We start from the raw sequence: 570 nt of genomic DNA, 5'->3' as shown, positions 1-570 counted from the left end.
AGCCACTTCACCAAGGCGCGAACGCCCGCAGAGCTCGTGAGGTTGAATCCCGCCCGGATACCGTGCCGGTCACCGGTTTTGCGCGCCGCGCGCCCGCACTCGAGCCGAACGGGGCACTGCTTCACGCATATCGCCTTTGCCCTCTGGTGTGCGGGGTCTTTGGCGGCGGTGAACCACGAATCGATTGGTTCACCGGGCCCTGTGCACAACCCGCGTTCTTCCCAGCTCACAGCACCCCCCGCACGGCGGCGATGTCGTACTCGCGGAAGCGGTCCGGGTCATCGCTCGACAATTCGCCCTCGCCCTCGTCGGCGTTCGCGAGCGCGTCGGGCTGGTCGGTGTCGAGAATTCGGTAGCCGAGGTGGGCGGCGATGGCGCGCGCCCGGTCGGCCAGGTCCGGGAGCTCGAGCAGGTCGAGGCGTTTGGCGAGTTCGGCCAGGCCCGCGACGGCGATGACCTCTCGCTCGGGGCCGCCGCTCGTGGGCGCAGCGGCAGGGTGCGGAAGCACGGTCATCGGCCGACCGACCAGCGCATCGCCGACCGGGTATGCCTCGGTTTGGGCGGGACCGA

At 70.0% G+C, this 570-nt stretch carries 2 protein-coding genes; both read right to left on the bottom strand.

Annotated features, from left to right (window positions below; genetic code table 11):
* Positions 1-230, bottom strand: a 230-nt coding sequence (locus tag NA10_RS39630) for a WhiB family transcriptional regulator (RefSeq protein WP_174562569.1), incomplete at its 3' end; no start/stop codon positions are given.
* A partial coding sequence (locus NA10_RS37750; protein WP_218021609.1) for a hypothetical protein occupies positions 227-570 on the bottom strand: 344 nt, incomplete at its 5' end. The genes NA10_RS39630 and NA10_RS37750, both read right to left, overlap by 4 nt.

The sequence above is a fragment of the Nocardia acidivorans NBRC 108247 genome, from assembly GCF_001625085.1.
Lineage (GTDB): Bacteria > Actinomycetota > Actinomycetes > Mycobacteriales > Mycobacteriaceae > Nocardia > Nocardia acidivorans.
Note: the sequence above shows the minus strand (reverse complement) of the source record. Positions and strands in the feature narration are given on the sequence as shown.